Annotated in this window: 2 protein-coding genes; both read left to right on the top strand. The window is 29.9% G+C overall.

All coding sequences use genetic code 11. From position 1 onward, the window contains the following. Window positions 1-92 precede the first annotated feature (92 nt). Window positions 93-992, top strand: coding sequence for a retron St85 family effector protein (locus GQS57_RS18140; RefSeq protein ID WP_165734386.1), 900 nt, complete (start codon window positions 93-95; stop codon window positions 990-992). A gap of 203 nt (window positions 993-1,195) precedes the next feature. After that, entirely contained in the window at window positions 1,196-2,173 is a 978-nt protein-coding gene (locus tag GQS57_RS18135; protein WP_165734385.1) for a retron St85 family RNA-directed DNA polymerase, read from the top strand. Window positions 2,174-2,335: the final 162 nt, after the last annotated feature.

Below are 2,335 nucleotides of genomic sequence, written 5' to 3'. Positions count from 1 at the left end.
TGCGAACAACAATTTTCCTGCGGAAAATAGCCGTTCACTTTAAACGCAACTTTCCATAACACAACAACGTTGGCAATAATTATAAAGAAACATTGAGTACACAAATAAAAATATCAGATGAAGATTGTAAAAAGCTAGCACGTAGAATTCGTGATGACTTTTACAGACCTCTGAATACTTTCAAAATTAATATGTTCTTGTGTGGAGCTGACATCTCAATGAAAGATAAATTGAGATATAAAGTAGCAAATGAATTTAAAAACTTTTGGAATTCCTATTGGTATGAAATCATTTATCCTGAAGACATCTTCGATGAACTTTTGTATAGTTCTAGGAGCAAAGATTTACTTTCTCTAGAAAATTTACTCGCTGATAGTGTTGATGTAATATTAATGATTCCTGAAAGTCCAGGTTCATTTGCAGAACTTGGTGCATTTGCCAATAACGAAAAATTGAGAGCTAAAATCGTTTGCTTAATTGACAAAAAATATAAAAAAAACAAAAGTTTTATAAATCAAGGACCAATTAAACTGATTAAAAAAGCAAACAAACAAGGAGTGCTTTTTATTGACCCAAACGATTTATCAAATGAAATTGTTGATATTAAATCTGCTATTAATTTCACACGAAAAAATAGTGCTGTAAAAACAAAATCAGTAAATTTACTTCAGCTAGATAGTTTCTTATTACCAACAATATATTTGCTTGAACCAATTAATGATACAACATTAGGTAAGATTGTAGGAGAAGCTATTGATGATATTTCTAATTCATATGAAGCAACTAGAACAGCTTTAACAACATTAACTAAGAAAAAAGCTATAGAATTTACAATCGATGGATATAGATTGACCGATTTAGGTTTAGAACAATTTGAGAAATTAAGAAAAATAAGTAGCAGAATAAAAATACAAGATAAAATAGAAGCGTTAGATAAATTACGCTTAGAAATATTAAATTTTAAACTAAGAAATAGAAAAATGAAGATATAGGAAAGTTCTTTTTAGACACTTTTTTATTATAGACTTTGGTCATAATATGTTAAAGTGAGTGAGTGTTGTTCCGACGCTCGAGTTTTAAACTTAGATACTATCATCGCAAATTTTAATGATATCTTCGATACCTCAGATATAATTAAATTTCACTCAACTATTGAGAAGTATAAAGAACTTTCTTTTCTTCATTCTAATAAAATATGGCTAGAAACGAAAACATACGATTGAATATGCTTGGACTTCCAATAATCCAATCAATTGATGATTTCTCGCAAATTACACATCTCTCTAAATACACGTTTTATCAATTGTCAGTAAGGTCTGATTTCCATTATAAAAAATTCCCATTAAAGAAAAAATCTGGAGGTACACGAACAATCTGTCAACCGAGTAAAAACCTTAAAGGATTACAAGCTTGGATATTAGTAAGTATTCTAAACAAACTCAAAGTTTCTGATTCTTGTAAAGGTTTTGAAAAAGGAAGTTCAACTGCGGACAATGCAAGACCACATATAAATGCTAATTGTATGCTTACAATTGATTTAACAGATTTTTTCGGGACTGTGACTGATATTCAGGTTTATAATGTTTTTAAATCAATAGGATATAATAAGTTAATTTCGACGATGCTTACCAATATTTGTACTTGTGATAATTCATTACCTCAAGGAAGTCCTTGCTCGCCAAAATTAGCAAATCTTATTACTTGGAAACTAGATAAACGAATTCAAGGCTTTGTAGGAAAAAGAGGAATAACTTATACCAGATATGCGGATGATTTATCATTCTCTGGACTTCATCCAGCAAATACTGTTCAAATTTTACCTGTTGTAAAGAATATTATAGAAGATGAAGGTTTTCGAATTAACAAAAAAAAGACTAGAGTCGCAGGAGCAAGTCGAGCTAAAATAATAACAGGATTAGTCGTATCAAACAATCGATTTGGAGTAGGGACTAAAAAATACAAAATGGTACGTTCAAAGGTATTTCATTTAACTAAACCAAGTGAACAAAAGAATACTACTTTACTTAATGAAGTAATTGGCTGGATTTCATATTTAAATAGTGTTGACAAACCAAGATTTCGTAAACTTCTAAAATATGTAACGGAATTAAAAAAGAAATACCCGAAAACGCTTGTGGATAAAATAACTATTGCCAACACCGTGTATAATTAATTGCTTGGTTTTAGCCAATTTACGAAAGTTCTCGCGAACTTTCTATCTGTGTTTTATTTACTACTTTAGTGCTTAAAACACGCAACTAATCATACACAACAACGTTGGCAAAAACTGGCGAAAACACTCAGATTCTTTAAAAATTTGTGAATAAAACTCTTG

It is taken from the genome of Polaribacter sp. 20A6, from assembly GCF_011378915.1.
GTDB classification, from domain to species: domain Bacteria; phylum Bacteroidota; class Bacteroidia; order Flavobacteriales; family Flavobacteriaceae; genus Polaribacter; species Polaribacter sejongensis.
This window is presented reverse-complemented; position numbering and strand designations above follow the sequence as displayed.